Here is a 26,591-nt window from a genome sequence, read left to right on the forward strand (position 1 = left end):
GCCTGGCCCTCACAGGCTTTTCACCAGCCCCGGGCGAACCTGCCCGGGCGCTGCGGCAATGCCGTTGCGCAGCGGCTGGCCAAAGGCGTCGAGGCTGATTTCGAAGGTATCGCCCGGTCGGGCCTGGATGCCGTCGGCGAACGACAGTGTGGCGGTGCCGAAATAGTGCACATGCACATCGCCAGGGCGCAGGAACTGGCTGTATTTGAAGTGGTGGTACTCCAGGTTCTCGAAGCTGTGGCACATGTTCTGCTCGCCGGACAGGAACGGCTTGCTCCACAGCACCTGGCCATCGCGCAGAATGCGGCTGGTGCCTTCGAGGTGCGCTGGCAACGCTCCCAGGCGAAGCTCCGGGCCGAAACTGCAGGCGCGCAGCTTGGAATGCGCCAGGTACAGGTAGTTGCGCCGCTCCAGCACATGGTCGGAAAACTCGTTGCCCAAGGCGTAGCCAAGCCGGTACGGGGTATTGCCCGGGCCGATCAGGTACAGCCCGACCAGCTCAGGCTCCTCGCCGGCGTCTTCGGCAAAGGCCGGCAGCGGCAGGTCGGCGCCGGGGCGCACCACGATCGCGCCGTCGCCCTTGTAGAACCACTCCGGCTGCGCACCCTCCTCACCCGCTGGCGGCCGCCCGCCCGCCAGGCCCCACTGGAACATGCGCATGCTATCGGTCAAGGAACCTTCGGCCTGTTGCTGGTGCATTTTGTCGCGGGTGGCGGCGCTGCCCAGGTGGGTCAGCCCGGTGCCGGTGACCAGGCAGTGCGCCGGGTCCGGATGGTCCAAAGGTGGCAGCACACGGCCCTGGGCCAGCAAGGCCAGGTAGTCGTGCCGCTCACCCAGCCCAGCGGCCCGGACTTCACTGGCCAGATCGCGGCCGGCGGCAATGGCCTGCAAGGCCAGCTCACGGGTGCTGCTGACGCCCCGCACTTCAAGGGCGTACTCGCCTTCCACCACGCCCACATGGCGCGCGCCGGCGGCGCTTTCGAATTGAATCAGTCGCATAGTTGATGTGCTCGCTTGTCGGTTGCAAAGTTCAGCGGGCGCCTTCGGCGGCCCGCGTGGAAGCCAGGCGTTGGCGACGCTCCAGGCGGTTGTAGACGACGCCGGTGAGCAGCACGCCGAACAGCATCACCAGGGCAAGGAAATACAGCCCCGAAGACAACTGCCCGGTGTGCTCCTTGAGCGCGCCGATACCGAACGGCCCCAGGTAGCCGCCAAGGTTGCCGATAGAGTTGATCAGGGCGATGCCTGCGGCTGCGCTGGCACCTGAAAAGAACCGCCCAGGCAGCGTCCAGAAGATGGCCGTGCAGGAAAACAGGGCAAACGCCACCACGCACAGCGCGGCCAACTGCAGCACCGGCACCGTCAGCCAGGCACTGAGGAACAGGCCTATGGCGCCCAGCGCACACAGCAGGCCCAGGTGCCCGTAGCGGTCGTTGAGGCGGTCAGAGCTGCGGGGCATGATCAACAGGCCGATGATGCCGAACAGGTACGGCACCGCCGAAACGAAACCCGTGACCAGATCGCTACCGCCAAACTGGTGGATCAGCGTTGGCAGCCACAAGCCGAGGCCGTAGATGCTCAAGGTGACCGGCAGGTAGAACAGCGCCAGCAACAGCACGCGGCCGTCCTTGAGCGCATGCAGCGGGTTGCCATGGCGGGTCTGGCCAAAATCACGCAGGTCGTTGGCCAGTTGCTCCTGTAGCCAACTGCGTTGTGCCTCGCTGAGCCAGCGCACCTGGGCAGGCCCGTCCGGCAGCAGGCGCAAGGTAGGCCAGGCGAGCAGCACCGCCGGGGTGCCGATGCAGATGAACAGCCACTGCCAGCCATGCAGGCCGTAGCTGCCCTCCAGCCCCAGCAGCGCGCCGGAAAGCGGCCCGGTGATCAGCATGGCCAGGGGCTGCGAGAGGATGAAAAAGCCCAGGATCTTGCCGCGATGCCGCACCGGGTACCACTGGGTTATGTAGTACAGCACCCCCGGAAAGAAACCCGCCTCGGCGGCGCCGAGCAAGAAGCGCATCACGTAGAAGCCATTGGGCCCGGTCACGAAGGCCATGCCGATGGTGATTGCACCCCACGTCACCAGGATGCGGGCGAACCAGCGCCGCGCGCCAAAGCGGTCGAGCAGCAGGTTGCTCGGCACTTCGAACAGAAAATAGCCGATGAAGAACAGCCCGGCACCCAGGCCATAGGCCGCGTCACCCAGGCCGATGTCGGCGCCCATGTGCAGCTTGGCAAAGCCCACCGCCGAACGATCGACGTAGGCCACCAGGTAAAGCAGAACCAGAAAAGGGATGAGTTTCAGTGTGATCAGGCGGACAAGCCGCTGCTCCTGAATCATGGCGATGTCTCCAATTGTTCTTGTAATGAGCACAGCACCCGGCCGGGGCTTTTTGGCAGACCGCTAACCTGGCGACAGGATAATATAGTAATACTATTTGCAGCGACAAGCCTTCACATACGCGATTTCACGCAGTACAGTTAGGCGATAAACGACAAATAGTAATACTAATAAGGTCTCCCGATATGTCTGACGCCAAACGCCCCCTGCGCTCTGCCCAATGGTTCGGAACCGCCGACAAGAACGGCTTCATGTACCGCAGCTGGATGAAGAACCAGGGCATTCCGGACCATGAATTCCAGGGCAAGCCGATCATCGGCATCTGCAACACCTGGTCGGAGTTGACGCCGTGTAACGCGCATTTCCGCAAAATTGCCGAGCATGTGAAAAAGGGCGTGCTGGAGGCTGGCGGCTTCCCGGTGGAGTTCCCGGTGTTTTCCAGCGGCGAGTCCAACCTGCGCCCCACCGCCATGCTCACCCGCAACCTGGCGAGCATGGATGTGGAGGAAGCGATCCGCGGTAACCCGGTGGACGCCGTAGTGCTGCTGACAGGCTGCGACAAGACCACCCCGGCGCTGCTGATGGGCGCTGCCAGCTGCGACGTGCCGGCGATCGTGGTGACCGGCGGGCCGATGCTCAACGGCAAGCACAAGGGCAAGGACATTGGCGCCGGCACCATCGTCTGGCAGATGCACGAGGCCTACAAGGCCGGCCAGATCGACCTCAACGAGTTCCTTTCTGCCGAAGCTGGCATGTCGCGCTCGGCGGGCACCTGCAACACCATGGGCACCGCCTCGACCATGGCCTGCATGGCAGAAGCGCTGGGCACCTCCCTGCCCCACAATGCCGCCATCCCGGCAGTGGATGCCCGCCGCTATGTCCTTGCCCACCTTTCCGGCATGCGCATTGTCGATATGGTTCGCGAAGACCTGCGCCTGTCGAAAATCCTCACCCGCGAAGCCTTCGAGAATGCGATTCGCGTCAACGCCGCCATCGGCGGCTCGACCAACGCCGTTATCCACCTGAAGGCGATTGCCGGGCGCATTGGCGTAGACCTGCAACTGGAAGACTGGACCCGCGTTGGCCGCGGGACACCGACCTTGGTCGACCTGCAGCCATCGGGCCGCTTCCTGATGGAAGAGTTCTATTACGCCGGTGGCTTGCCCGCGGTCATCCGTCGCCTGGGCGAACATGGCCTGCTGCCCAACCCCGGCGCGTTGACGGCCAACGGCAACAGCCTGTGGGCCAACTGCCAGGCCGCGCCGTTATATGACGAAGCAGTGATACGCCCGCTGGCCAACCCACTGGTGGCCGATGGCGGTATCTGCATCTTGCGTGGCAACCTGGCGCCCAAGGGCGCGGTGCTCAAACCGTCAGCCGCCACCCCGGCGCTGATGCAGCACCGTGGCCGCGCCGTGGTGTTCGAAAACTTCGAAGACTACAAGGCCCGCATCAATGACCCTGAACTGGATGTAGACGCCAATTCGGTACTGGTGATGAAGTACTGCGGGCCCAAGGGCTACCCGGGCATGGCCGAAGTCGGCAACATGGGCCTGCCGGCGAAGTTGCTGGCCCAGGGCGTAACCGACATGGTGCGTATTTCGGACGCACGCATGAGCGGCACTGCCTACGGCACCGTGGTACTCCATGTGGCGCCCGAGGCCGCAGCAGGCGGGCCATTGGCCGCAGTGCGGGAAGGTGACTGGATCGAACTGGACTGCAAGGAGGGCCGGCTGCACCTGGATATCAGCGCCGAGGAACTGGCCGGCCGGCTGGCCGACCTGCAAGCCCCGCCGCAGTTGATCACCGGCGGGTATGCCAAGCTGTACCTGGACCATGTGATGCAGGCCGATGAAGGCTGCGATTTCGACTTCCTGGTGGGCTGCCGAGGGGCAGCGGTGCCCAAGCACTCCCACTGACCTGCCGCACCCCGCAAGGAGCGGGCTCAGCCGCGAACACCGACGAAGCCCGTTCCACCCACCACGCTGTTTCCCGCCGAACCAAGCCAAACTGCTGCGACCTCGCCAAAAGGCCGCCGCCCATTCACTGATGTTATGATGCTCCCCCCGCTTGAAGGACCTCCCGCGCCCCACATGAACTACCGCCAGCCCTCCACGCGCAAGAGCATGCACACCACTTTGGTACAGGACCTCGGCCTGCAGATCGTCTCTGGCCAACTCGCGCCCGGGCAGAAGCTGCCCAACGAGGCCAGCCTGTGCGAAAGCTACGCGATCAGCCGGCCCGTGTTCCGCGAAGCGATGCGTGCGCTGACTGCCAAAGGCCTGGTCGAAGCCCGCCCCCGGGTCGGTACCCTGGTGCGGCCGCGCCATGACTGGCACATGCTTGACCCAGACGTGCTGCACTGGCTGATGCAGGCCACGCCGCAGAAGGACTTTTTCAATACCTTGTCCAGTGTACGCTGGGTCATCGAGCCCGCCGCCGCCGCGCTGGCCGCCACCAACGCTACGGCCGAAGATGTGCAGTCCATCAGCGAAGCGTATCAACGCATGGAAGCCGCGCGCACCCATGAAGAGCGGCTGCAACCGGACCTGGACTTCCACGCACGCATCGCCGACGCCACCCACAATGACCTGCTGGCCTACCTGTGCAACATGTTGTCCATGGCCCTGCGCGAATCGGTGCGCTATTCCAACCAGCGGCCAAACTTCGACCAGCTCGCCCTGCCCCGGCACAAGGCCATTTTGACCGCCATCCAGAATGGCGACGCACTCGGTGCACGCCATGCCTCGCTGGTGCAGCTTGAGGATGCCCGCGTGGCGCTGAGCAAAGTATTGGGGCAGGACCCGACCAGCTAAGGCAGAAGGCCGCCGGGTGCTTATTGCAGGGCGGCCTTGGGGGGCACGGCAGACACCCCTGTTTCGGCTATCTGCCGCGCACGCATGCTGCCCCAGGCCAAGGCACGAACCAATGAGCGCTTCGGCCAGCAGTCGTAGGCCTCTTCGTGCAATGCCATCCCGGAACGGGCATACACCCCCAGGAACATCTGCGTGGTCCCGCTGCGCGAAAGCCTGACCTGTACATCGATCCGGCTGCCGTCTGCCAGGGTTTCTTCATGGCTGCGATGGTTCAGCGCAGGGTCGACCCACGCCCAATACACGTTACCCCTCATCCGCATAGCGCCTCCAGCGATCGAAATTGGCTATACCCCAAGCCGTGCGGCTTACCCTACTTTGGGATTAAACCGATACAACTGGATCGACCGCCGAGCGTGCGTATGTGCTGCAAATATTTATGGGCCGCATTTGCCGTCAATTGGCCTGGGTGCGCTGCGTGCACGCTCAGCCCTGGCAACCTGCAAGGGCCAATGATGAACAAGATATGAGAAAGATGAGACCGTGCGCGATGCCGCTGCGCTGAAGCGACTAAGCGGTCAACGCAGGCAATTGACTTGATAGCAGCTCAGCGGCCGTAGCATTGAGAATGGCTGGGCTCAGCTTGTCTCTGAGGACCCACTTGCAAGCCACGATCTCATTGCGAGCCACGGGTTTTTCCTGATCATCGACATGCGTAGTGAACACATGGTGAATGGTTGAACCCAGCTGAAGGGTGCACAGGTGAAAGAGACCGTGGCCTTCAATGGACGTTTCCTCTTGCAGCTCCCGCGCAGCCGCTGCAACAGGCGACTCGCCCGGTTCGATAACGCCGCCGGGGAAGTTCCACTTCCCGCTTTTTTTCCGTACCAGCAAGATCCTGCCGCTGCGCAGGCAGAGGACCGTTGCCCTGTCTTTGATCTTGGCTCCGCGCGCCTTCTTGTCCCGCATACACACACTCAGCTCGTCAGTAGGTCCATGTCCGTATCGTTGCAGCCAATAGAGACTTGCTTCCTGAAGACTCACTTCGGTGACGACTCGTTCACCCTGAACGGCACAAATCACAGGCTGAGCACGTTATTTTCACCTCATTTTCACGCCTGCAGAGGGACAATCAAGCCATCCCCATGTGAAACACCTCTAGCCCGACTAGCAGCGGGCTTTCTTTTGCCTGCAAGAAATAGAAGTCGCGGCCTTACTGGCATGGCGTGCCCCCGAGGTGATCCAGAAGCGTCAGAAACGAACGAGGTATGATCACTAACCTTGTACGTTCAATCGACGAATAGGGCTGATGCACAATGGCTGTCCATTGCAGAGGAGACAGCATCATGAGGCCATGGATCGGGATCATCATCGCAGCGGTGATAAGCGGATGTGGAACCGTGCGTACGGTATCGAATGAGTCGAAGGCAGTGGGCGATCTGGCTGAGTGGAACTCCTATTGCCCAGCCATTCCTCGAATGTATAGCGGTGTAGCCTACCAATTTTGCAATTTGACTGGCCCTGAGAGAACTGGAGCCCATTCAGATCCGTACCAGATTCTGGTCGATATGGCGATGTCGGGCATTGCGGACACCGTTATGCTGCCCTACACCAGTTACCAGCAATTCAAACTCGGCAATATGGTTGTGCCAAGCATAAGCCCACAAATGCCCCAGTCACCGGCTCAAACCAGCCTTGCGCAGGAGTGACGGGGGCGCCAGGCGAACGGCCGCAGTACACCACTGCGGCCGTCTCGACGCTGAATAGATTAGGATCTGCCGCGGATGGCCTCGAGGCGATCCCGACCAGCCTGTGTGATGGCGTTCTCCCCTTCATCGCTGATGCGATACCGGCCAGACGCCATCTTGGCGATTGTGAACTGGACCAGACCGCTTTCGGACAGGGCTTCGCCCGCTTCGAAGCTCATCGCCTGTTCCAGGTCGAAGATTTTGATTTCTCCGATTTTGTAGCGGGCGAAGGCTACCAGAGCGTTATCCAATGCTTGTTGGCTGATCTTTCGAGCGACTTCCATTCGACCTCCCAGGTCATGAGAGTCCCGGTCCGTGGGATTGGCGACAACGCACCGGGGGGTTGTTGAAGGCGGACCGTACTATGCAACCCGGGAAGTCGCTACTGGCTTTCCATCCATGCTGGATGGGTGGGCAGGTCATGGAGCACAACGGGCCGTCACAGCAATACATCGGCTTTTTTGCCGAACGAATGCCTGTAGCCCCGACAGAACGCCCCCCACTCTTCGCCATCCCAGCCTGACCGACGCTTGACCTGCCGCAAGTCATGGCGGGCGGCCTGTTTGGCGCTGAAGCGCCTCCTGGCCTTTTCCAGGTCTAGCAAGGCGACAGCCACGCCTGGCGCCCTGAAATCGACGAAGACATGTTTCAGATACAAGCAACCGTGCTGCCACTTTCCAAGATTCAGCTTGCCAAGTGCTCGGCCATAGGCTTCAAGAATTTCAAGATAGCGATGATGCCCTAGCGTTTTTTCCAGCTGCCGGGCACGGAAGTCTTCGAGCGACATGTAGCCCTCCAGCGCCGCCGTGACCATCACGGCCTGCCACTCTCCCTGGTGTTTATGAATATGGCTGTACACAAGCTCGGGCGTACCCACCCCCAGCGCTGCGGCGGCACGCACAGCCTTTGCCTCGCGTGCAACGGTTGGGTGGCCGAAAGGGTGACGCAGGCTTCGATAGACATGCCCGACTTGCTGCTTTTTATAGAACGTCAGCCCGCCCAGCTCCACCCGCAACACACCGCTCTCACCTCCCCTGCGGACATTAGGCGGCTCTACCCACACGCCTGGAGCGTTGAGAACATCAGCCAGCAGTACCTCGCCAAGCTTCACATCGGTCGGATTTGCAGTCACGGAACACCTTCACGCTTGGCGCCAATTTGGCTGAAATATCTTGAAAACAACAGTGAAAGTATATGGAAATCGAAGGGAAATCAGGGTGGCAGAACTGACACAACACCTATCCATTCGGCCAACACTTACGAGCTGCGGCTGGAGAGCTCGTGGCCTGTGCAGCATGCGCTTGCTGGCGATGAAGCCAGACCCGGCCCTGGACATTGGATCGCGGCCAAATCACATCGTTCAGGTGGCGTGCCTATCCGATCCGCCTCGCATCGCGGCGCACGGCTTGCGGGGGCACACCAAAACCTCGGATAAATACCTCACGCATGTGTCGACGGTCCCTGAACCCGGTTTCCCTTGCAACCGTGTCCAGGCTGTGGCGACTCTGTTCGATCATTAGCCGAGCGGCCTCCAGCCGTAGGCTTTCCACCGCTTTTGCAGGGGACTGCCCGGTTTCGGCGGTGAACACCCGGGTGAATTGCCTTGGGCTCAGGTGCGCAACCTCTGCGAGCTCTTCAACACTCAACGCCCTGTTCAAATGCTTGCTTGCATAGTCCAGAGCGCTTTGAATGCGATCAGACTTGGCCGCCAGGGCAAGCAACTCAGAGTGCTGGGATTGCCCCCCCGACCGGCGCTGGTGCATGACGAGCCTATGAGCTACCGATTTGGCAACCTCCGCCCCCAAATCCTTCTCCACCATCCCCAATGCCATGTCCAGACCTGCGGTCATTCCCGCAGAGGTCCAGACAGGGCCGTCCACAATGAAGATCCGATCCTCTTCCACCTCAATGCTCGGGTGCATGCTTTGAAGCGCTTTGGCATAGGCCCAGTGGGTAGTCGCGCGCCGGTTATCGAGCACACCTGCTTGAGCCAGGACGAAAGCGCCGGTGCAGATGCCCGCGATGCGCCTGGCGCTCTGGGCAAACCCCTGCACGCTCGACAGCACCTCGGCAGCGGGTGGCGTAAGCGGCGTGAGTGTTCCTGTGATCATCCAGCTATCTGCTAGCCCTGGGGCATCCAGTGCCAGCGTGTCGATGTGCATGCCCAGGGAGGACCGAATGATCCCGCCCGATACCGAATAGTTTTGGATCCGGTACACAGGCTCGCCCGCGACCAGGTTCGCGAACTCGAAAACCGCCTGGGTGGCCAGTGACATGACCTGAAATCCGTCTGTGACCAAGTAGCCGATTCGATGCATGACCCCGCTCCATTAACAATGTCCTAAAACATGACTATAAGCGTCATTTAAGACAAATCTGTTTTTTTGCATCATGGCTCCACACCCAACCAACGGAGCTGGACCATGACCCAGGACTACAAAGGCACCGCCCTGATCACAGGCGCATCCACCGGCATCGGCGCCATTTTTGCAGACCGCCTGGCCCGACGTGGCTATGACCTGGTACTGGTCGCCCGCAATCGTGACCGCCTGAACGCGCTTGCCAGCCGCATCACCAACCAGACTCAGCAGAGCGTTGAAGTCTTCCCCGCTGACCTGGCCAACGCAGCGGACCTGGCGCGGGTGGAACGTAAATTGCGCGAAGACGCCAGCATCAACCTGTTGGTCAACAACGCCGGCATCGGCACACACACCCGTTTGCTGGACAGCGACGTCGAGCGCATGGCCGAGATGATCAGCCTCAACGTTACTGCACTCACTCGGCTGACCTACGCCGCAGTTCCAGGCTTCATCGCTCGCCAACAGGGCGCGATCATCAATATCTCATCGATCGTCAGCCTGGCACCGGAAATGCTCAATGGCGTGTACGGCGCAAGCAAAGCGTACGTCACGGCCTTCACACAGTCACTGCACAAAGAGCTGGCAGAACAGGGGATCAAGGTTCAGGCGGTGTTGCCAGGCGCTACGGCTACCGACTTCTGGGAGATCGGGGGGCTGCCCGTCGAGAACCTTGATCCCAACATCGTGATGTCGGCAAGCGACCTGGTAAGTGGCGCCCTTCAAGACTTCGACAGCGGTGTGCTGATCTCCATCCCGGCCATGCAGGACATACAGCATTTCGAGCGGTACGAAAGCAGCCGCACGGCGCTGTTCGGACACCTCTCCAGCAACAAACTCGCCCCGCGTTATGGCGTTTGATCACTCCATTGAAAGGAAACAAATCATGAAAACCAGCGCCAATACCCTCTTCATCACTGGCGGTACCTCGGGCATCGGCCGCGCGCTGGCCGAAGCGTTCCACCAGCGTGGAAACAAGGTCATCATCGCGGGCCGACGCCAATCGTTGCTGGATGAAATCGCCAGCGCCCATCCCGGCATCGACACCGTTCTGCTGGATATCAATGACCCCCAGCAAATCAAGGATGTGGCACAGGAGGTTATCCGTCGCCATCCCTCGCTGAACGTCATCATCAACAACGCCGGCATCATGCCTTTCGACAACCCTGGCTCTGGCGATCTTGACGATGAGCAGGCTGTAGGGCTGCTGCAGACCAACCTGTTGGGCCCGGTGCGTGTTAGCGCCGCGTTTGTCGAACACCTCAAGCGCCAGCCTGATGCCTACATCATCAACAACAGTTCGGTGCTGGCCTATCTGCCACTGGCGGCGACAGCCCTCTACTCGGCGACCAAGGCCGCGATTCACTCCTACTCGCTGTCGCAACGTTTTGCCCTGCGCGAGACCAGCGTCAAGGTGCTGGAAATCGCACCGCCGTGGGTCGACACCGATCTGATCCACAAAAGTGGTGATGAACGCGCCATGCCGCTGGACGACTTTATCCAGGAAACCCTGGAAAAACTGGAGGCAGCAACAACCGAAGTACTGGTTGACCGCGTCGTGCCACTGCGCGCCAACCAAGGGCCAAACGAGCACGAACTGATCAACCAGTTCAACCAGGCGCTGGTCGACAACCCTATCCCTGTGGCCTGAACAGGCACGCCTCGAACAACCTGGAAGGAAGCAAAATCATGACCCGAATTGCTGCTTTGTCCCTTGACCAAGCGCCAGCCGCTGCGCGCACTGCCCTTCAGGGCATTGAAAAAGGCTTGGGTTTCCTCCCCAACGCTTTCGCTACCCTGGCTCACTCGCCAGCAGCCTTGGCAGGCTATCTCGCGCTGTCACAAGCGCTGAGCAAGAACAGCCTCACACCGGCCGAACGTGAAGTGGCGGCACTGGCGGCTTCTGAAATTAACGGATGCGACTATTGCGTTGCGGCTCACAGCTTCTTCGGTGGGAAGACCGGACTGAGCGCTGATGACCTGCTGGCAGCGCGGGCCGGCACGCTGAATGCAGTCGCTGCACTGGCTCGGGCTATCACGCTCAACCGCGGCCAAGTGAGTGACGAGCATCTCTCGAACGCACGGGAAGCAGGGTTGGACGATGCAAAAATCGTCGACGTCATCGCGCAGGTCTCGCTGCTGACGTTGACGAACTACCTGAACAACGTGGCGCAAACAGACATCGACTTTCCACCGAAAGCGACCTGATCTGCCACCTTACTCAAGCGGCCTCTGCGCCAACCGACGATTGAAGGGCTGAAGATCAAAGGTTCTATAACCATTCATCCAGTGCGCGCAAGCGATGAAGCGCGTGCTTGTATTTGCATAAGAGAGCATACGAAGCGCGCGCGGTGCCAGCGGCACTCTCGGCGCCTATTCCGCTGCAGTCAGCTTTGACATATTGCTCCCACAACGCCTGAGAATCTTGGAGCAAGGAAGGAACCGCCTCATAGGTCGCAAATGCGTCAGGATGCTTAGCCATATCCTGAGCGGTCACAATCTTTTCCTGATACTTTTGTTCGACCGCTTCGTTACTCGAGCGCACCATCGCAGACAGACACATATCGCTATCGTTCGTAGTGTGCACGTTTGGTCTCCTGAGGCACTGCTGCCATACGGCCTCCACACCTGCCGCGAACTGGCGCACTGCGGCATCCAGTGATTCCTCCCGGCCTACATCAGCATGGGCCGTACCGACCACTAGCACTGACCCCATGCAGATCGCCTTAAACATACTTTTCACGTGCCTCACTCCTTGTGGTGGCTATACATGGACTGAATGGTGCAGCAAAAAGAGTATGCGCGCCACGAAACGGCGCACCTCTGTTTTGTGGCGCGGATCATTGATTGCGGCGTTTGATACCGCCCGGCCCGTAACGGCAATCCTTCAGGCAGTGCTCGCAGCGTAGCGCGTGGCACAGCCAAACCTTCAGCCCGGGCCACCAAGTGACCATGAAGATGCGTCGCACCCCGGCCATGGCCAGCGTAGCGTGCATGGTGAGCACCGCTGTGGACTGGCCGAAGACCAAGCTCTGGTTGCGGGCCGTCACGACAAACCCGCTGATGGCGATAGCTGAATAGATCAGCTTGCCGATCACCCCGTCACGCACCCTTCCGGCCAGCACGCACCAGGTTGCCCAGAGGGCGATCAGTCCGCAGGCGATGGTGTTGATGGTTGTGAAAGGCATGCGCAAGGCCGATCTGTGTCGCCTGCTCGGCGTGAGCCAGAGCCAGGGTGACCGGCTCGTTGACTTCATGCATGGCACGAAGCTGGAGGCCTTGGAAAGCGCCCTAGCGTCGCTGGGCAAACGCCTGGTGATGTCTGTCGAGCCGGCCTGAATTGGCGTGGGTCTCCCCGCCTGCCCACCGAAGACCATCCCAGCGCTGGCACTCTGATGCACCAGTCTCGCCGATCCGGTCACGCGCCACCCCGACAGCATGTGGGGTCAGGGTGCGCGGGCTGCCGGCATTTTTCCGCACACCACACTCCCGGATAGCAGTGTCCAGGCTCATCACGACCTCCTCAGAGTGCGATTGAGCTTCTCTTGAAAGATGATTAAAAGGCCACGACGGGGTACCGGAGGTTCAAGCTTTAGACAATCACCTCCTCTATCGACCGACCCGCACCTGAGTTGTGATCCATAGCATTTGGGAGGTCTTTCACTTACTAGACTTTTCACAGACCTCGCTCCTTGAGGTGACTAATGGACGGCTGCATGATTTCGGAAAAACAAACCGTGCGCTACTAAACCACGCCTTCACGCCTCATCGCGCACTACGGCGATACCCGATTGAGGGCCTCATCAGCTTTGTCGGCGGCCAGGGTAGCGGTGGTCGGCCTTCGATGCTTTTTTTGGCGCACTCTCGGCCTTGCTGGTCAGCTCATCCAGGCGCTTGTCGCGCTCGGCCATGGCGGCATCATAAGCCACCCGGATCTCGGCAACCTGGTACGCCTGAGTGTTGGCCATCCACCAGAACGCCGACTGCCAGCCCAAGACCGCACCACCGGCAACCAGCAGTAGGGCAATTATCCAGACCTCTGCGCGACCCCACCAGCGGCGGGCAAGGAGCTCCAGTGCGCATCTGTCCATCATGATGTACCTCCAAGCTTGAGGCTCAGGCGGGCGACCTCATCGCCGCAACGTCACCCGCTCTGTCAGGCCAGCCACTTGGCTGGTCAAGGCCTCGATCTTTCCCTCCATCCGGCCAACAGTGGCCGCGAGATCGCTCGCTCCCTAGCGAACTGATCTGCGCGGGCCTCAGCTTCTTTCCGGCCCTCGCGCTCGATGTCGAGCAACTCATTCAGGCGGCGTACGACGACGATGTCGGCAGTGTCCATCGCCCGGTCAGTCGCATCCCTCGACAGCCACCTTCGCAGCCAAAGGAAACTACCCAGCAAAATACGGTGCCCGTACCGCTCAGCCTCCCAGCAGTTGCCTCGGCGGCTCATGCTCTGGCGAATGCGGTAGCGCCACAGTCCCTGGCGGAACTGACGGCTGCCATATTGCGATCCCTGGTCGGAGTGGAACAGTAGTCCGTGAGGCTTTCCACGCTGTTCGTAGGCGACGTCCAGCGCTTTGACCACCAAGTCTCCATCCGGCTTTTCGGATAAGGCCCAGCCAACCACTCTGCGTGCATAGAGATCCAGGACAACTGCCAGATAGTGCCATTTGCCCTGTGCCCAGACGTAAGTGATGTATCCACACCAGACCTGATTTGGAGCCTAGACATCAAACGCTCGGTTCAAGATATTCGGTATATCTGGCCGCTCCACTTTGGCCTTTTTGTACGCATGTGATCCTGGCTGCTTGCTGATCAACGCCAGCTCTCGCATCAGGCTGCGTACCTGAACCGCCCGATTTGCTAACCCTCTTCTTGCATCATTGCCATGATGGTACGGCTGCCGGGTGCACTTCGACCTCGCGTGAACAACTCATTCACTCGACTGCGCAACCGCAGTCGTTCAACGTCCGAAGTTCACCTTCAGTGACGATGTGCGTAGTAACTTGAGCGAGTGACTTCAAACACTTCGCACAAACAATCAACGGGCTCATGATCGCTGAGCTGGCGGATCAGCGCGTACGCTTGAGATCTTCCGACATCAAGAGCGCGGTAGCCTTTTTTAGTACCGATTTCTCGCGTTCAAGCGCGTGATCCGGGCTTCTAACTCTTGGATTTTTTGCTGCTCTGGCGTCAACGCTTTGCTGGCCGGCGTAACGCCGCCGCGCTCCTGCTGAAGCTGATTAACCCATCGGCGCAGTGCCGACTCGACCAAGCCGAGCGAACGGGCCGCTTCGGCATGGCTGGAGCCTTGATCGAGCACCAGGCAGGCAGCTTCGCGCTTGAACTCAGGGGTAAAGGTACGGCGTTACTTGGTCATCGGACACCTCTCTGTGGCGAGCATTCTCGCCTAAATGGGTGTCAGGGGTTAGTAGTCCACTACACAGTGTGCCCATGCTGAGGAAGCTCGAAGAGAAAAAGTCGAGCCGTAAGCCCTACCCAATGTCATGGGAAGAGCAGTCGATCCTGTTCAATGAGTTACTGGGCCATCTGCAAACCATGGCCCTGTTCAAGGTAAACACCGGTTGCCGGGAGCAAGAGGTGTGCAAGCTGAGGTGGGATTGGGAGATATCGGTGCCGGAACTGGGAACCAGTGTTTTCCTGATCCCTGCTGACTTCGGCGGGGGACACGCCCGGTCGGGCGTAAAGAATGACGACGAGCGCCTGGTGGTGCTGAACAACGTGGCCAAGACGATCATTGAAAGGCAGCGCGGGATCAGCAAGGAATGGGTATTCCCATACAACGGCACAGCGATGCACCGAATGAACGATTCGGCATGGAAGAAGGCACGGGTGATAGCGGCGAACCTCTGGCAGGAGGAAAACCCTCGCCCCGCTCACCCTGGATATGCCTCGATCAGGATTCACGACTTGAAGCACACCTTCGTGTCGACGACTGCGGGCAGCAGGAGTCACTGAAGAGGATCGTAAGTCGTTGCTTGGGCATAAAAACGGCAGCGTGACCCGTCACTACTCCGGCGCGGAGCTTGGTCAGCTGATTGAAGCGGCAAACAAGGTTTCAGCAACCGACTCCCGCGGTCCGGTACTGACGATTTTGAAAAGGAGGATCGGATGAGGAAAACAGCGAAGTCACTCGAAAAGTCACTGTACCCCGAAACAACAAAGCCACCCGGAGGTGGCTAAGTCGTTGAAATATATGGTCGGGACGGAGTGATTCGAACACTCGACCCCTTGCACCCCATGCAAGTGCGCTACCGGGCTGCGCTACGCCCCGACTGGGCTTGAAGCATGTTCTCAATACTGCCGAGAACGTTGAAGAATGTACCCTAACCCTCTGATAAATGAAAGCTTTTTCTCAAAAAAATTTCACTCACCAGAAAAGCCACAGCTCACTTCTTCAACACGACCAGCACATCCTCCAATTCGACAATCATCTGCCGAATCAGCTGCTTGTACTGGCTCGAATCATCTTTAGCCTCATCACTGGAGAGCCGCAAGCGCGCCCCGCCAATGGTGAACCCCTGCTCATACAGCAGCGCGCGAATCTGCCTGATCATCAGCACGTCTTGCCGCTGATAATACCGCCGGTTCCCCCGCCGCTTCACAGGGTTGAGCTGGTCGAACTCCTGCTCCCAATACCGCAGCACGTGTGGCTTTACGGCACACAACTCGCTCACTTCACCAATGGTGAAGTAGCGTTTGCCCGGTATGGGGGGCAGTTCGTCGTTATGGCTTGGTTCCAGCATAGGCCTCAACCCGGGCCTTCAACTTCTGCCCTGGACGAAAGGTGACGACGCGCCGTGCGGTGATCGGGATTTCTTCCCCAGTCTTGGGGTTGCGGCCCGGTCGCTGACGTTTGTCGCGAAGGTCGAAGTTGCCGAAACCGGACAGCTTGACCTGCTCGTTCTCTTCAAGTGCGTGCCGAATTTCTTCGAAAAACAGCTCGACCAGCTCCTTGGCCTCACGCTTGTTAAGCCCCAGCTCCTCGTACAGCCTTTCGGCCATCTCAGCTTTCGTCAGAGCACCCATGCCGTTATTTCCTTAACGTGGTGTTCAACCTTTGTTCGAGCGAGGTGAGGATGTTTTGCAGGGTAGTGTTCACCTCATCGTCGTTAAGAGTGCGCGATGGATGCTGCCAGGTCAAGCCGACTGCCAGGCTTTTTCTATCAGGATCAATACCTTTACCCTGGTAGACATCAAACAGCCTGAGGTCTGTGAGCCATTCGCCTGCATTGTCACGAATTAATTCAAGCACCGCACTGGCTGCCACGTCACGACCGGCGATCAAGGCCAAGTCACGACGGGTTTCCGGGAACTTGGACAGTTCGCTGAATTTCGGCAGGCGGCCTTCGACCACGTCGCCCAGCACCAGCTCAAACAGGAACACCGGGCGGTCCAGGTCCAGGGCTTTGGCCAGCTCTGGGTGGATGGCGCCGAGGTAACCGACCAGTTTGCCGTCGCGCTCGATGGCGGCGGTCTGGCCTGGGTGCAGGGCTGGGTGCTTGCCGGCGCTGAAGGTGAAGTCGCTCAAGGCACCGGAATAACCCAGCAAGGCTTCCACGTCGGCTTTAACGTCGAAGAAATCGACGCCGTCGCGGCCGTTGGCCCAGCCTTCTGGCAGGCGGCTGCCGGTGACCACGCCAGCGATCATGGGCTGCTGTTGCAGGTCACCCAGCTGGCCGACGAAACGCAGGCCGCTTTCGAACAGGCGCACGCGGTCTTGCTGGCGGTTCAGGTTGTGCTGCAAGGCTTTGACCAGACCCGGCCACAGCGAGGCACGCATGGCGGCCATGTCGCTGGAAATGGGGTTGGCCAGCAGCAGCGGCTCTACGCCCGGGCTGAACAGTTCGAACAGTTTCGGGTCGATGAAGCTGTAGGTGATGGCTTCCTGGTAACCGCGGGCAACCAGCAGGCGGCGCAGGGTCGGTAGGTCACCGCGGGTTTCCGGCTTGCCCTGTGGCGCCAGGCGCGCTTGCGGGTAGCGGACCGGCAGGTTGTTGTAGCCGTACAGGCGGGCCAGTTCTTCGATCAGGTCCACTTCCAGGCTGATGTCGAAGCGGTGGCTTGGCACGGTGACGGTCCACTCCCCTTCGGCTGCCTTGCTGGTGGTCAGTTCCAGGGCGTTGAGCAGTTGCTCGACCTGGGCTGGGTCCATTTCCATGCCAAGCATCTGGGTGATGCGTTCGGCGCGCAGGGTAACCGGGGCCACCTGCGGCAGGTGCTGTGCGCTGACGGCTTCGACGACCGGGCCGGCTTCGCCGCCGACAATGTCCAGCAGCAGCTGGGTGGCGCGTTCCATGGCTTCGCGGGCCAGGTGCGAGTCGACGCCGCGCTCGTAGCGGTGCGAGGCATCGGTGTGCAGGCCGTAGGAACGGGCTTTACCGGCAACGGAAATCGGCTCGAAGAAGGCACTTTCCAGGAACAGGTCGCGGGTTTTTTCGGTGTTTACACCACTGTGCTCGCCACCCATGACGCCGGCGATGGCCAAGGCACGGGTGTGGTCGGCGATCACCAGGGTGTCGGCGCGCAGGGCCACTTCCTGGCCGTCGAGCAGAACGAGCTTTTCGCCCTCTTCGGCCATGCGTACGCGAATACCGCCGTTGATTTCTGCCAGGTCGAAGGCGTGCATCGGCTGGCCGAGTTCGAGCATCACGTAGTTGGTGACGTCTACGGCGGCGTCGATGCTGCGCACGTCGCTGCGGCGCAGGCGCTCGACCATCCACAACGGGGTTGGCTTGCTCAGGTCGACGTTACGGATAACGCGGCCCAGGTAGCGCGGGCAAGCAGCCGGGGCGCTGACTTCGACCGGGCGCACTTCGTCGTGGGCTGGTGGTACGGCAGGCACTACCGGGCGGGTCACCGGGGTGTCGTACAGGGCGCTGACGTCACGCGCCAGGCCGGCGATGGAGAGGCAGTCACCGCGGTTCGGCGTAAGGCCGATTTCGATGCTGGCGTCGTCCAGGCTCAGGTAGGTACGAATGTTCTCGCCTACCGGGGCATCGGCTGCCAGTTCCAGCAGGCCGTCGTTTTCTTCGCTGATTTCCAGCTCGGCAGCCGAGCACAGCATGCCGAAGGACTCGACGCCACGCAGCTTGGCCTTCTTGATCTTGAAGTCGCCAGACAGCTCGGCGCCGATCATGGCGAATGGCACCTTGATGCCTGGGCGGGCGTTAGGTGCGCCGCACACGACCTGGAAGGTTTCCTGGCCGTTGGTTACCTGGCACACGCGCAGCTTGTCGGCGTCCGGGTGTTGTTCGGTGGCCAGGATCTCGCCTACCACGATGCCGCTGAACTGGCCGGCAGCGGGGGTAACGCTGTCGACTTCAAGGCCGGCCATGGACAGGCGGGCAACCAGTTCGTCACGAGAGACTTGCGGGTTTACCCAACCGCGCAGCCACTGTTCACTGAATTTCATGCTGTTCTCCTGAAAGTTGCGTCGATTGGGCCTAGCGGAATTGCGCCAGGAACCGCAGGTCGTTGTCGAAGAACAGACGCAAATCGTTGACGCCATAGCGCAGCATGGCCAGGCGCTCGGCCCCCATGCCAAAGGCGAAGCCTTGGAACTCTTCCGGGTCGATGCCAGACATGCGCAGCACGTTCGGGTGCACCATGCCGCAACCCATCACTTCCAGCCAGCCGGTTTGCTTGCACACCCGGCAGCCGTTGCCGGAGCACATCACGCACTGGATATCGACTTCGGCGGACGGCTCGGTGAAGGGGAAGAACGATGGGCGGAAACGCACCGCCAGTTCTTTCTCAAAGAACACGCGCAGGAACTCTTCGATGGTGCCCTTGAGGTCGGCGAAATTGATGTCGCGGTCGATCAGCAGGCCTTCGACCTGGTGGAACATCGGCGAGTGGGTGATATCCGAGTCGCAGCGGTAAACGCGGCCCGGGCAGACAATGCGGATGGGCGGCTGGGTGGACTCCATGGTCCGCACCTGCACCGGCGAGGTGTGGGTACGCAGCAGCATGTTGGCATTGAAGTAGAAGGTGTCGTGCATCGCCCGCGCCGGGTGGTGGCCGGGGATGTTGAGCGCTTCGAAGTTGTGGTAGTCGTCTTCCACCTCAGGGCCTTCGGCAATGCCGTAGCCAATGTGGGTGAAGAACTGCTCGATGCGCTCGAGGGTACGGGTGATCGGGTGCAGGCCACCGGTGGCCTGGCCACGGCCTGGCAGGGTGACGTCAATGCATTCGGCAGCCAGGCGAGCGCTGAGCTCGGCTTCTTCAAAGGCAGCCTTGCGGGCATTGAGCACAACGGTAACGCGCTCTTTGGCGTCGTTGATCAGCGCGCCAACTTTCGGCCGCTCTTCGGCTGGCAGGTTGCCCAGGGTCTTCATCACCTGGGTCAGCTCGCCTTTCTTGCCGAGATAGTTAACCCGGATCTGTTCCAGGGTAGTGATGTCTTCAGCGCGCTCCACGGCCTCTAGGGCTTGGGAGACCAGCGCATCCAGGTTTTCCATGTACAGACTCCAGATACGAAAATAGGGGAAGAGCTTTGAAGGCTCTTCCCCTATCGATGACGTTCAATGCCCGGCGCCGCGAGCGCCGCCGGGTGATTGTCGCGGGTACTTAAGCCAGAACGGCTTTAGCTTTCTCGACAATCGCAGCAAACGCCGCTTTTTCGTTCACTGCCAGATCGGCCAGAACCTTACGGTCGATTTCGATCGAAGCCTTTTTCAGGCCAGCAATCAGACGGCTGTAGGACAGACCGTTGGTGCGGGCACCGGCGTTGATACGAGCGATCCACAGTGCGCGGAACTGACGCTTCTTCTGGCGACGGTCGCGGTAGGCGTATTGGCCAGCCTTGATGACCGCTTGCTTGGCTACACGGAATACGCGCGAACGTGCACCGTAGTAACCTTTAGCCAGCTTCAGAATTTTTTTGTGACGCTTACGAGCGATAACGCCGCGCTTAACACGAGCCATGAGTAACTTCCTCTATCTTAACCAGAATTAACGTACGCGCAGCATGCGCTCGACTTTCGCCACGTCGGACGGGTGCAGCAAGCTGGCACCGCGCAGTTGACGCTTACGCTTGGTCGACATTTTGGTCAGGATGTGGCTCTTGAAAGCGTGCTTGTGCTTGAAGCCCGAAGCAGTCTTCAGGAAGCGCTTCGCAGCACCGCTCTTGGTTTTCATTTTTGGCATGTTGGAACTCCGCATTCGATAAAATTACACATAATCATCAGGCCTGCCGTGCCCGGGAGATTATTTCTTTTTCTTGGGGGCGATGACCATCATAAGCTGGCGTCCTTCCATCTTAGGATGCTGCTCAACGGTGCCGTATTCGGCGAGGTCGGCTTCGACCCGCTTCAACAGCTCCATGCCCAGCTCCTGGTGGGCCATCTCACGGCCGCGGAATCTCAGAGAGATCTTGGCCTTGTCCCCATCGGTAAGGAAACGTACCAGGTTGCGTAGTTTTACCTGGTAATCCCCATCCTCCGTCCCTGGACGAAACTTGATTTCTTTGATCTGGATCTGTTTCTGGTTTTTCTTGGCTTCGTTAGCCTGCTTCTTCTTCTCGAAGAGGTGCTTGCCGTAGTCCATCACCTTGCAGACAGGTGGTACTGCGTCTGCAGAGATTTCTACCAGGTCCAGCTTCGCTTCATCAGCGATACGCAGCGCTTCATCAATCGAGACGATGCCAACTTGCTCGCCGTCTGCGCCAATTAACCGAACCTCGCGGGCCGAGATATTCTCGTTGATCGGGGCCTTCGGTACAGCACGCTTATCGTTTCTCATTTCACGCTTAATAGTCATTACTCCGATTCTTGGCGACCACGCCGGGAAACCGCTTGATTCAGCAGCTCAACGAACTGGGCGACGGGCATGGAGCCCAGGTCAGCACCTTCGCGAGTGCGCACAGCGACGGTTTGCGTTTCGACTTCGCGGTCCCCTATAACCAAAAGGTACGGGACCTTGAGCAAAGTATGCTCGCGGATTTTAAAGCCGATCTTCTCATTTCTCAAGTCCGACTTGGCACGGAAACCGCTACCGTTCAGAGATTTCTCCACCTGAAGGGCGAAATCGGCCTGTTTGTCGGTGATGTTCATGATCACCGCCTGGGTCGGTGCGAGCCAGGCCGGGAACACGCCAGCGTAGTGCTCGATCAGCATACCGATGAAGCGCTCGAACGAGCCAAGGATGGCGCGGTGCAGCATTACCGGGCGCACGCGGCTATTGTCTTCGGCGATGTAGCTGGCATCCAGGCGCTCTGGCAGGTTCGGATCGTACTGCAGGGTACCGCACTGCCAGTTACGGCCAAGGCAGTCACGCAGGGTGAACTCGATCTTCGGACCGTAGAAGGCGCCTTCGCCTGGCTGGTATTCCCACTCCAGGCCGGATTCGTTGAGGGCGTCGGCCAGTGCACCTTCGGCACGGTCCCACAGCTCTTCGGAACCGACACGCTTGGCCGGTCGGGTGGACAGCTTCATGGCAATGTCGCTGAAGCCGAAGTCCTTGTACACGTCCAGGGTCAGCTTGATGAAGTCGGCTGCTTCTTTCTTCACCTGCTCTTCAGTGCAGAAGATGTGTGCGTCGTCCTGTACGAAGCCACGTACGCGCATGATGCCATGCAGGGCACCGGATGGCTCGTTGCGGTGGCAGGCACCGAACTCGGCCAGGCGCAGCGGTAGGTCGCGGTAGCTTTTCAGACCCTGGTTGAACACCTGCACGTGGCACGGGCAGTTCATCGGTTTTACCGCGTAGTCACGGCTTTCCGACGAGGTGGTGAACATGTTCTCGGCGTAGTTGGACCAGTGGCCGGAACGCTCCCACAGAATACGGTCGACAACCTGCGGGGTCTTGATTTCCTGGTAGCCGTTTTCGCGCTGCACGCCACGCATGTACTGCTCGAGCACCTGGTAGACGGTCCAGCCGTTGGCGTGCCAGAACACCATGCCTGGGGCTTCTTCCTGCAGGTGGAACAGGTCGAGCTGCTTGCCGATCTTGCGGTGGTCGCGTTTTTCGGCTTCTTCGATGCGCTGGATGTAGGCTGCCAGCTGCTTCTTGTCCGCCCAGGCGGTGCCGTACACGCGCTGCAACTGCTCGTTCTTGGCATCGCCACGCCAGTATGCGCCGGACAGTTTGGTCAGCTTGAAAGCCTTGAGGAAGCGGGTGTTGGGCACGTGCGGACCACGGCACATGTCAACGTATTCTTCGTGGTAGTACAGGCCCATGGCCTGTTCGTCCGGCATGTCTTCGACCAGGCGCAGCTTGTAGTCTTCGCCACGGGCGGTGAATACGTCGATGACTTCGGCGCGCGGGGTGACCTTCTTGACCACGTCGTAGTCTTTGTCGATCAGCTCCATCATGCGCTTTTCGATGGCGGCCAGGTCTTCAGGGGTGAAGGGGCGCTCGTAGGCGATGTCGTAATAGAAGCCTTCGTCGATCACCGGGCCGATCACCATCTTGGCGGTCGGGTACAGCTGCTTCACCGCGTGGCCAACCAAATGGGCGCACGAGTGGCGGATGATCTCCAGTCCCTCTGCATCTTTAGGGGTGATGATCTGCAGAGTGGCGTCGTGGCTGATCAGGTCGCAGGCGTCGACCAGCTTGCCGTCGACCTTGCCGGCCACGGTGGCCTTGGCAAGGCCGGCACCAATGGATGCGGCGACATCGGCTACGGATACGGCGTGATCAAACGAACGCTGACTGCCATCGGGAAGAGTAATAACGGGCATGGCGCCTCCTCTCCTAGTGGTGACCCCTACCAAAGGTCACGTGGGTTGGGATGAGCCAGTACAAGATCCGACCTGCCTTCCTGCAAAGGAAGCCTGCCTCACAGTGGCAGAAGCCTTTCGGCTTGCGAGGGACGAACCAGAGTGACTGGAAAGAAAAATGGCTGCGCCAGGCAAAGGCGCGAACACAAGCCGGGCATGCTAGCACGCGGGTTGCACCGCAGGCAGAAATATTTGGAAATTACGGGGTTGGGGTGAACTAACCCGGAAAAAGCCCTATCAGACTTTGGGAAGCAACCTACTCTTGATGAGACCTTAACCCAAGGAGTAACTGGTTATGCGAGTTCCCTCTCTTCTGGCCCTGGCGGCCACTGCTGCCCTGCTGCTGCCGGTAGCCGCGAACGCTGGCAACTTCCCACCGGGGAAAGAGGCCGGCTACATGGCCCAGTGCACGCAGGTGGCCAGCGGCCAGGGCGTTGATGCAGCAACTGCGAAGAAACACTGCGACTGTGGCGCCCAAGCCATCAAGAAGAACTTTACCGATGCCGAAATTGCCGACCTGGACAGCAAGGATGGCGTGGACGCCAAGCTGATGCAGAAAGCGCAAACGGTTGTGAAACAGGCCTGCGCACCGAAGAGCTGAAACCTTAAAGCCAAAGTCGGCCGGTAAATCTTTGAGCTGGATCAATATCCGGCGAAGGTAAAAGGCGCTAGATGCGCAGAAATGGACTATGATACGTCCCGTGCTCCGTAGCCTCGGCCGCATTGCACCACCGAAAAAACTAAATGTTCTGGAGATTCACCCATGTCCAATCGCCAAAACGGCACCGTCAAATGGTTCAATGATGAGAAAGGCTACGGCTTCATCACCCCAGCAGGCGGCGGCGACGACCTGTTCGTTCACTTCAAAGCCATCGAATCTGACGGCTTCAAGAGCCTGAAAGAAGGCCAGGCTGTTACCTTCGTCGCCGAGCGCGGCCAGAAAGGTATGCAGGCTGCACAGGTTCGTCCGGAGTAATTCGGATAGCTGTAAAAAACCCGCCCTCGTGGCGGGTTTTTTTATGGGCGCGCCCCAGGCCGATGGCGCTGCATTTTTTTGTATAAGCGGCCTTGTGTCGCGATGGGCAGCGCAGCGGCCCCGGCGATTTGGCTGGTAGTCCTGCAGGGCCGGGCCGGCATCATCGATCGAGGTAGGAGCGGGTTCACCCGCGAATACGGTGGTAGCGGCAGCGCACAATGCCTGGCAGAACCTGGCCAGCAGGCCCGGCCCTTTCGCGGGTAAACCCGCTCCTACAACGGGCGGGGATGGCTGGTAGTCCTGCGGGGCCGGGCCGGCATCATCTATCGATGTAGGAGCGGGTTCACCCGCGAATACGGTGGTAGCGGCAGCGCACAATGCCTCGCAGAACCTGGCCAGCAGGCCCGGCCCTTTCGCGGGTAAACCCGCTCCTACAACGGGCGGGGATGGCTGGTAGTCCTGCGGGGCCGGGCCGGCATCATCTATCGATGTAGGAGCGGGTTCACCCGCGAATACGGTGGTGCCGGCAACGCATAATGCCTGACAGAAACTGGCCAGCAGGCCCGGCCCTTTCGCGGGTAAACCCGCTCCTACAACGGGCGGGGGGCCGGTAGCCTGCGGGGCCGGGCCGGCATCATCTATCGATGTAGGAGCGGGTTCACCCGCGAATACGGTGGTGCCGGCAACGCATAATGCCTGACAGAAACTGGCCAGCAGGGCCGGCCCTTTCGCGGGTGAACCCGCTCCTACGAGCTGAATCAGCCGCAGTTGACGCGGTTGACCACACCCTGCTCATTGACGTTAAGGTTCAAGCGCTCGGACCGGTACTCCAGGGTTACCACGTCGTGCGGCTTGAGAATACGCGCTATTTGCGAACCACTGGCCTTGCGCGCCTGCTCCAGCAACTCGGCACTGGCCTGCTTGCCCATGGCAAAGTCTGCGCCGCTAGCATCGCAGCGGCCGTCGTTGCCGGCCGGCGCAGCCGGTGCAGCCCCACCGGCATTACCACCAGCATCGCCACCAGTGCTGCAACCAGCCAGGACAGCAGCCATCGCCAGGGTTGCCAGGTAAGCACGGGTACGGAACATGAAGCCTCCTAAATCGGTATGGGAATGTCTGATCCGACAGTTCCGCTCATCATTTGTTGCAAAACCGGTCAAGTCTGCCTGAACTCGATCAATGAGGGGGAAAAGCAATCGTGACCGGATTTTGCACAACCCGCTGCGTTTGCCATATGCTTAGCGCGCACGGTCACTGGCGCAAAGCCATGATTTGCTGCAAGAAGTGGAGTGCATCCCGCCTCCATCGAACACCAGGGTCAGGTGTTCACCCCTTCGTTCCGGGCCCCTAGCGAGAGCTTTTCATGAGCAGCCACACCATCGATGCCGATATCAAGGTCAAGTGGGCCGAGGGCCAGAGTGCGTACAGCCCTGGCACACCAGAGGAGTTGCTGTTGATCGGCATCGACCTGCTGGTGCGCGACCGCGGCCCCGAGGCAGCACGCAGCTTCATCGAGCAGGTGCTGGAGCGCTACGCCCCGCACGCAACTATTGCAGCCGCGCCAACCGCGCGCTAAGCAGGTCGAACAGGCCTTGGGCGTCACCCTGCTCCACCCACAGCACATTGGCCGGCTGCTTGAGCACGCCGTACCAGTCAGCGACGGTCTGACCAAAGGTCGGGCCTTCGCGGCTGTCGATGCTCAGGTGAATGCGCCGGCCGCTGAACAGTTCGGGCTTGAGCAAGTAGGCAATGACGCTGGCGTCGTGCACCGGACCGCCGGGCATGCCGTACAACGCCATGTCGTGCTTGATGTACACGTTGAGAATGTCCACCACCCGCTTGCTGGCTTGTGTATTCACCGCGGCCAACTGCTGCAGCCGGGCGTCGCTGGTCAGCAGCTTGTGGGTGACGTCCAGCGGTAGATAGGTCAATTGCACCCCGCTGGCCAGAACCACCTGGGCTGCATGGGGGTCGGCGTAGAGGTTGAATTCTGCCGCCGGGGTGATGTTGCCGCCGTTGAAGTGGGCGCCGCCCATGACCACCACCTCCTTGATGCCCTTGGCAATCTCCGGGCGCTGGATCAGCGCCAGGGCCAGGTTGGTCTGTGGGCCGAGCATGGCCACCGTGATGCTGTGCGGCTTGGCAGCCGCCAAGGTGTCTACCAGGTACTGCACGGCGTTGCCGGCGGCCAGCGGGGCTTTCGGCTCATGCACTTGAACGCCGGCCAGGCCTTCTTCGCCGTGCACTTCTGCGGCATAGACAGGTGCGCGCACCAGCGGGCGGCCGGCCCCCGCGTAAACCGGGATGTCTTCGCGGCCAGCCCATTCGCGCGCCAGGCGCGCGTTGCGGGAGGTTTTATCCAGGCGCACATTGCCGGCCACGGTGGTGATGGCGCGTATATTGAGTTCCTCTGGCGAGGCCAGGGCCAGGAACAAGGCGACCACGTCGTCGGCACCGGGGTCGGTGTCGATGATCAGGTCGATGGGGGCAGCCTGCAAGCTGGTGGCAGTGAGCATGAAAGCGAGTCCTTGAAGCCAGGGCTTGAGCATGGAATGGCACTCCTGTTGCCTTTGGTGAATAACGGCCGACGCGCCGGGTGGCACCGGCGGCTGGT

29 protein-coding genes, 1 tRNA gene and 4 pseudogenes are annotated in these 26,591 nt (G+C 60.3%); 11 read left to right on the forward strand and 23 right to left on the reverse strand.

All coding sequences use genetic code 11. The annotated features are described in order from the left end of the window. Nucleotides 1-9: 9 nt before the first annotated feature. Complete coding sequence (gene araD1, locus K4A76_RS14065; RefSeq protein WP_274410524.1) at nucleotides 10-999, reverse strand: AraD1 family protein; 990 nt, start codon at nucleotides 997-999, stop codon at nucleotides 10-12. Between the two features lie 31 nt (nucleotides 1,000-1,030). After that, nucleotides 1,031-2,338, reverse strand: coding sequence for an MFS transporter (locus tag K4A76_RS14070; RefSeq protein WP_009685862.1), 1,308 nt, complete (start codon nucleotides 2,336-2,338; stop codon nucleotides 1,031-1,033). 185 nt (nucleotides 2,339-2,523) lie between these two features. Between K4A76_RS14070 and K4A76_RS14075 the strand changes: the two genes are divergently transcribed. Continuing rightward, the gene (locus tag K4A76_RS14075) at nucleotides 2,524-4,257 is read left to right on the forward strand and encodes an IlvD/Edd family dehydratase (protein WP_029884936.1); all 1,734 of its coding nucleotides are present in this window, start codon (nucleotides 2,524-2,526) and stop codon (nucleotides 4,255-4,257) included. 174 nt (nucleotides 4,258-4,431) lie between these two features. Further along, nucleotides 4,432-5,154, forward strand: coding sequence for a FadR/GntR family transcriptional regulator (locus K4A76_RS14080; protein WP_009685864.1), 723 nt, complete (start codon nucleotides 4,432-4,434; stop codon nucleotides 5,152-5,154). 20 nt (nucleotides 5,155-5,174) lie between these two features. Here K4A76_RS14080 and K4A76_RS14085 read toward each other — a convergent pair whose 3' ends face one another. Together K4A76_RS14085 and K4A76_RS14090 are read right to left on the reverse strand one after the other, a co-directional pair. Continuing rightward, entirely contained in the window at nucleotides 5,175-5,474 is a 300-nt protein-coding gene (locus K4A76_RS14085) for a hypothetical protein (RefSeq protein WP_029884935.1), read from the reverse strand. 247 nt (nucleotides 5,475-5,721) lie between these two features. Next, nucleotides 5,722-6,120, reverse strand: a complete 399-nt coding sequence (locus K4A76_RS14090) for an NUDIX domain-containing protein (protein ID WP_054912401.1) — start codon at nucleotides 6,118-6,120, stop codon at nucleotides 5,722-5,724. A 377-nt stretch (nucleotides 6,121-6,497) separates the two neighbouring features. Here K4A76_RS14090 and K4A76_RS14095 point away from each other — a divergent pair, with 377 nt between their 5' ends. Next, nucleotides 6,498-6,860 (forward strand): YceK/YidQ family lipoprotein, encoded by a 363-nt coding sequence (locus tag K4A76_RS14095; protein WP_274410525.1) that lies wholly within the window; start codon nucleotides 6,498-6,500, stop codon nucleotides 6,858-6,860. A gap of 59 nt (nucleotides 6,861-6,919) precedes the next feature. Here the strand turns inward: K4A76_RS14095 and K4A76_RS14100 are convergent, their stop codons facing one another. The 3 genes from K4A76_RS14100 to K4A76_RS14110 all read right to left on the reverse strand — a co-directional run bounded on the left by K4A76_RS14100 (nucleotide 6,920) and on the right by K4A76_RS14110 (nucleotide 9,217). Then, on the reverse strand, nucleotides 6,920-7,183 hold the full coding sequence (locus tag K4A76_RS14100) for a hypothetical protein (protein ID WP_009685869.1): 264 nt from the start codon (nucleotides 7,181-7,183) through the stop codon (nucleotides 6,920-6,922). A 155-nt stretch (nucleotides 7,184-7,338) separates the two neighbouring features. After that, nucleotides 7,339-8,031: a lipopolysaccharide kinase InaA family protein gene (locus K4A76_RS14105; RefSeq protein ID WP_274410526.1), complete on the reverse strand. Its 693-nt coding sequence runs from the start codon at nucleotides 8,029-8,031 to the stop codon at nucleotides 7,339-7,341. Between the two features lie 241 nt (nucleotides 8,032-8,272). Beyond that, the gene (locus K4A76_RS14110; protein WP_274410527.1) at nucleotides 8,273-9,217 is read right to left on the reverse strand and encodes a GlxA family transcriptional regulator; all 945 of its coding nucleotides are present in this window, start codon (nucleotides 9,215-9,217) and stop codon (nucleotides 8,273-8,275) included. 105 nt (nucleotides 9,218-9,322) lie between these two features. Here K4A76_RS14110 and K4A76_RS14115 point away from each other — a divergent pair, with 105 nt between their 5' ends. The 3 genes from K4A76_RS14115 to K4A76_RS14125 are packed head-to-tail and all read left to right on the forward strand — an operon-like array spanning nucleotide 9,323 to nucleotide 11,464. Beyond that, on the forward strand, nucleotides 9,323-10,117 hold the full coding sequence (locus K4A76_RS14115; protein ID WP_161892436.1) for an SDR family NAD(P)-dependent oxidoreductase: 795 nt from the start codon (nucleotides 9,323-9,325) through the stop codon (nucleotides 10,115-10,117). Between the two features lie 25 nt (nucleotides 10,118-10,142). Then, nucleotides 10,143-10,907 (forward strand): SDR family oxidoreductase, encoded by a 765-nt coding sequence (locus tag K4A76_RS14120; protein ID WP_274410528.1) that lies wholly within the window; start codon nucleotides 10,143-10,145, stop codon nucleotides 10,905-10,907. A 38-nt stretch (nucleotides 10,908-10,945) separates the two neighbouring features. After that, nucleotides 10,946-11,464, forward strand: coding sequence for a carboxymuconolactone decarboxylase family protein (locus K4A76_RS14125; protein ID WP_274410529.1), 519 nt, complete (start codon nucleotides 10,946-10,948; stop codon nucleotides 11,462-11,464). 64 nt (nucleotides 11,465-11,528) lie between these two features. Here K4A76_RS14125 and K4A76_RS14130 read toward each other — a convergent pair whose 3' ends face one another. Beyond that, entirely contained in the window at nucleotides 11,529-11,990 is a 462-nt protein-coding gene (locus tag K4A76_RS14130) for a lysozyme inhibitor LprI family protein (RefSeq protein ID WP_274412296.1), read from the reverse strand. A 106-nt stretch (nucleotides 11,991-12,096) separates the two neighbouring features. Then, on the reverse strand, nucleotides 12,097-12,444 hold the full coding sequence (locus tag K4A76_RS14135) for a hypothetical protein (RefSeq protein WP_274412297.1): 348 nt from the start codon (nucleotides 12,442-12,444) through the stop codon (nucleotides 12,097-12,099). On the opposite strand from K4A76_RS14135, the gene K4A76_RS14140 reads away from it, so the two are divergent. Further along, a complete protein-coding gene (locus K4A76_RS14140; RefSeq protein ID WP_274410530.1) occupies nucleotides 12,443-12,595 on the forward strand; it encodes a hypothetical protein in 153 nt (50 codons plus the stop codon). The genes K4A76_RS14135 and K4A76_RS14140 overlap by 2 nt on opposite strands. Before the next feature lie 436 nt (nucleotides 12,596-13,031). Here the strand turns inward: K4A76_RS14140 and K4A76_RS14145 are convergent. From K4A76_RS14145 to K4A76_RS14155, 3 pseudogenes are all read right to left on the reverse strand, one after another. Next, nucleotides 13,032-13,347, reverse strand: a pseudogene (locus K4A76_RS14145) (hypothetical protein). After that, nucleotides 13,331-13,678 (reverse strand): annotated as a pseudogene (locus K4A76_RS14150) (chemotaxis protein); the annotation flags it as partial. The pseudogenes K4A76_RS14145 and K4A76_RS14150, both read right to left, overlap by 17 nt. A gap of 1 nt (nucleotide 13,679) precedes the next feature. Then, nucleotides 13,680-14,582: pseudogene (locus tag K4A76_RS14155) on the reverse strand (IS3 family transposase); the annotation flags it as partial. Between the two features lie 110 nt (nucleotides 14,583-14,692). On the opposite strand from K4A76_RS14155, the pseudogene K4A76_RS14160 reads away from it, so the two are divergent. Then, nucleotides 14,693-15,392, forward strand: a pseudogene (locus tag K4A76_RS14160) (tyrosine-type recombinase/integrase); the annotation flags it as partial. A gap of 82 nt (nucleotides 15,393-15,474) precedes the next feature. On the opposite strand, the gene K4A76_RS14165 reads toward K4A76_RS14160, so the two are convergent. From K4A76_RS14165 to thrS, 9 genes are all read right to left on the reverse strand, one after another. Next, nucleotides 15,475-15,551: transfer RNA gene (locus tag K4A76_RS14165), tRNA-Pro, on the reverse strand. Nucleotides 15,552-15,666: 115 nt separating this feature from the next. After that, complete coding sequence (locus K4A76_RS14170) at nucleotides 15,667-16,023, reverse strand: MerR family transcriptional regulator (protein ID WP_009685877.1); 357 nt, start codon at nucleotides 16,021-16,023, stop codon at nucleotides 15,667-15,669. Further along, nucleotides 16,004-16,306, reverse strand: a complete 303-nt coding sequence (gene ihfA / locus K4A76_RS14175) for an integration host factor subunit alpha (RefSeq protein WP_003250679.1) — start codon at nucleotides 16,304-16,306, stop codon at nucleotides 16,004-16,006. Before ihfA ends, K4A76_RS14170 begins: the two co-directional genes overlap by 20 nt. Before the next feature lie 4 nt (nucleotides 16,307-16,310). Further along, entirely contained in the window at nucleotides 16,311-18,692 is a 2,382-nt protein-coding gene (gene pheT, locus K4A76_RS14180) for a phenylalanine--tRNA ligase subunit beta (protein ID WP_274410531.1), read from the reverse strand. 31 nt (nucleotides 18,693-18,723) lie between these two features. Next, complete coding sequence (pheS, locus tag K4A76_RS14185) at nucleotides 18,724-19,740, reverse strand: phenylalanine--tRNA ligase subunit alpha (protein WP_009685880.1); 1,017 nt, start codon at nucleotides 19,738-19,740, stop codon at nucleotides 18,724-18,726. 109 nt (nucleotides 19,741-19,849) lie between these two features. Next, nucleotides 19,850-20,206 (reverse strand): 50S ribosomal protein L20, encoded by a 357-nt coding sequence (gene rplT / locus K4A76_RS14190; protein ID WP_003250671.1) that lies wholly within the window; start codon nucleotides 20,204-20,206, stop codon nucleotides 19,850-19,852. A 27-nt stretch (nucleotides 20,207-20,233) separates the two neighbouring features. After that, on the reverse strand, nucleotides 20,234-20,428 hold the full coding sequence (gene rpmI / locus K4A76_RS14195) for a 50S ribosomal protein L35 (RefSeq protein WP_003250667.1): 195 nt from the start codon (nucleotides 20,426-20,428) through the stop codon (nucleotides 20,234-20,236). A gap of 60 nt (nucleotides 20,429-20,488) precedes the next feature. Next, a complete protein-coding gene (infC, locus tag K4A76_RS14200; protein ID WP_012052879.1) occupies nucleotides 20,489-21,040 on the reverse strand; it encodes a translation initiation factor IF-3 in 552 nt (183 codons plus the stop codon). Then, complete coding sequence (thrS, locus tag K4A76_RS14205) at nucleotides 21,040-22,962, reverse strand: threonine--tRNA ligase (RefSeq protein WP_009685881.1); 1,923 nt, start codon at nucleotides 22,960-22,962, stop codon at nucleotides 21,040-21,042. The genes infC and thrS overlap by 1 nt, the downstream gene beginning before the upstream one ends. A 334-nt stretch (nucleotides 22,963-23,296) precedes the next feature. Here thrS and K4A76_RS14210 point away from each other — a divergent pair, with 334 nt between their 5' ends. Then, the gene (locus K4A76_RS14210) at nucleotides 23,297-23,602 is read left to right on the forward strand and encodes a hypothetical protein (RefSeq protein WP_054904112.1); all 306 of its coding nucleotides are present in this window, start codon (nucleotides 23,297-23,299) and stop codon (nucleotides 23,600-23,602) included. Between the two features lie 162 nt (nucleotides 23,603-23,764). After that, nucleotides 23,765-23,977: a cold-shock protein gene (locus K4A76_RS14215; RefSeq protein ID WP_008100414.1), complete on the forward strand. Its 213-nt coding sequence runs from the start codon at nucleotides 23,765-23,767 to the stop codon at nucleotides 23,975-23,977. Nucleotides 23,978-24,735: 758 nt separating this feature from the next. On the opposite strand, the gene K4A76_RS14220 is transcribed toward K4A76_RS14215, so the two are convergent. Beyond that, a complete protein-coding gene (locus tag K4A76_RS14220) occupies nucleotides 24,736-25,065 on the reverse strand; it encodes an I78 family peptidase inhibitor (RefSeq protein WP_009685884.1) in 330 nt (109 codons plus the stop codon). A gap of 275 nt (nucleotides 25,066-25,340) precedes the next feature. Here K4A76_RS14220 and K4A76_RS14225 point away from each other — a divergent pair, with 275 nt between their 5' ends. Beyond that, nucleotides 25,341-25,553 carry a hypothetical protein gene (locus K4A76_RS14225; RefSeq protein WP_274410532.1) on the forward strand — a complete coding sequence of 71 codons (213 nt, stop codon included), beginning with the start codon at nucleotides 25,341-25,343 and terminating at the stop codon, nucleotides 25,551-25,553. On the opposite strand, the gene K4A76_RS14230 is transcribed toward K4A76_RS14225, so the two are convergent. After that, the gene (locus K4A76_RS14230; protein ID WP_029884926.1) at nucleotides 25,525-26,526 is read right to left on the reverse strand and encodes a nucleoside hydrolase; all 1,002 of its coding nucleotides are present in this window, start codon (nucleotides 26,524-26,526) and stop codon (nucleotides 25,525-25,527) included. The genes K4A76_RS14225 and K4A76_RS14230 overlap by 29 nt on opposite strands. Between the last annotated feature and the right edge of the window lie 65 nt (nucleotides 26,527-26,591).

The organism is Pseudomonas sp. NEEL19, from assembly GCF_028751975.1.
In the GTDB taxonomy this organism is placed as follows: Bacteria; Pseudomonadota; Gammaproteobacteria; order Pseudomonadales; family Pseudomonadaceae; genus Aquipseudomonas; species Aquipseudomonas juntendi.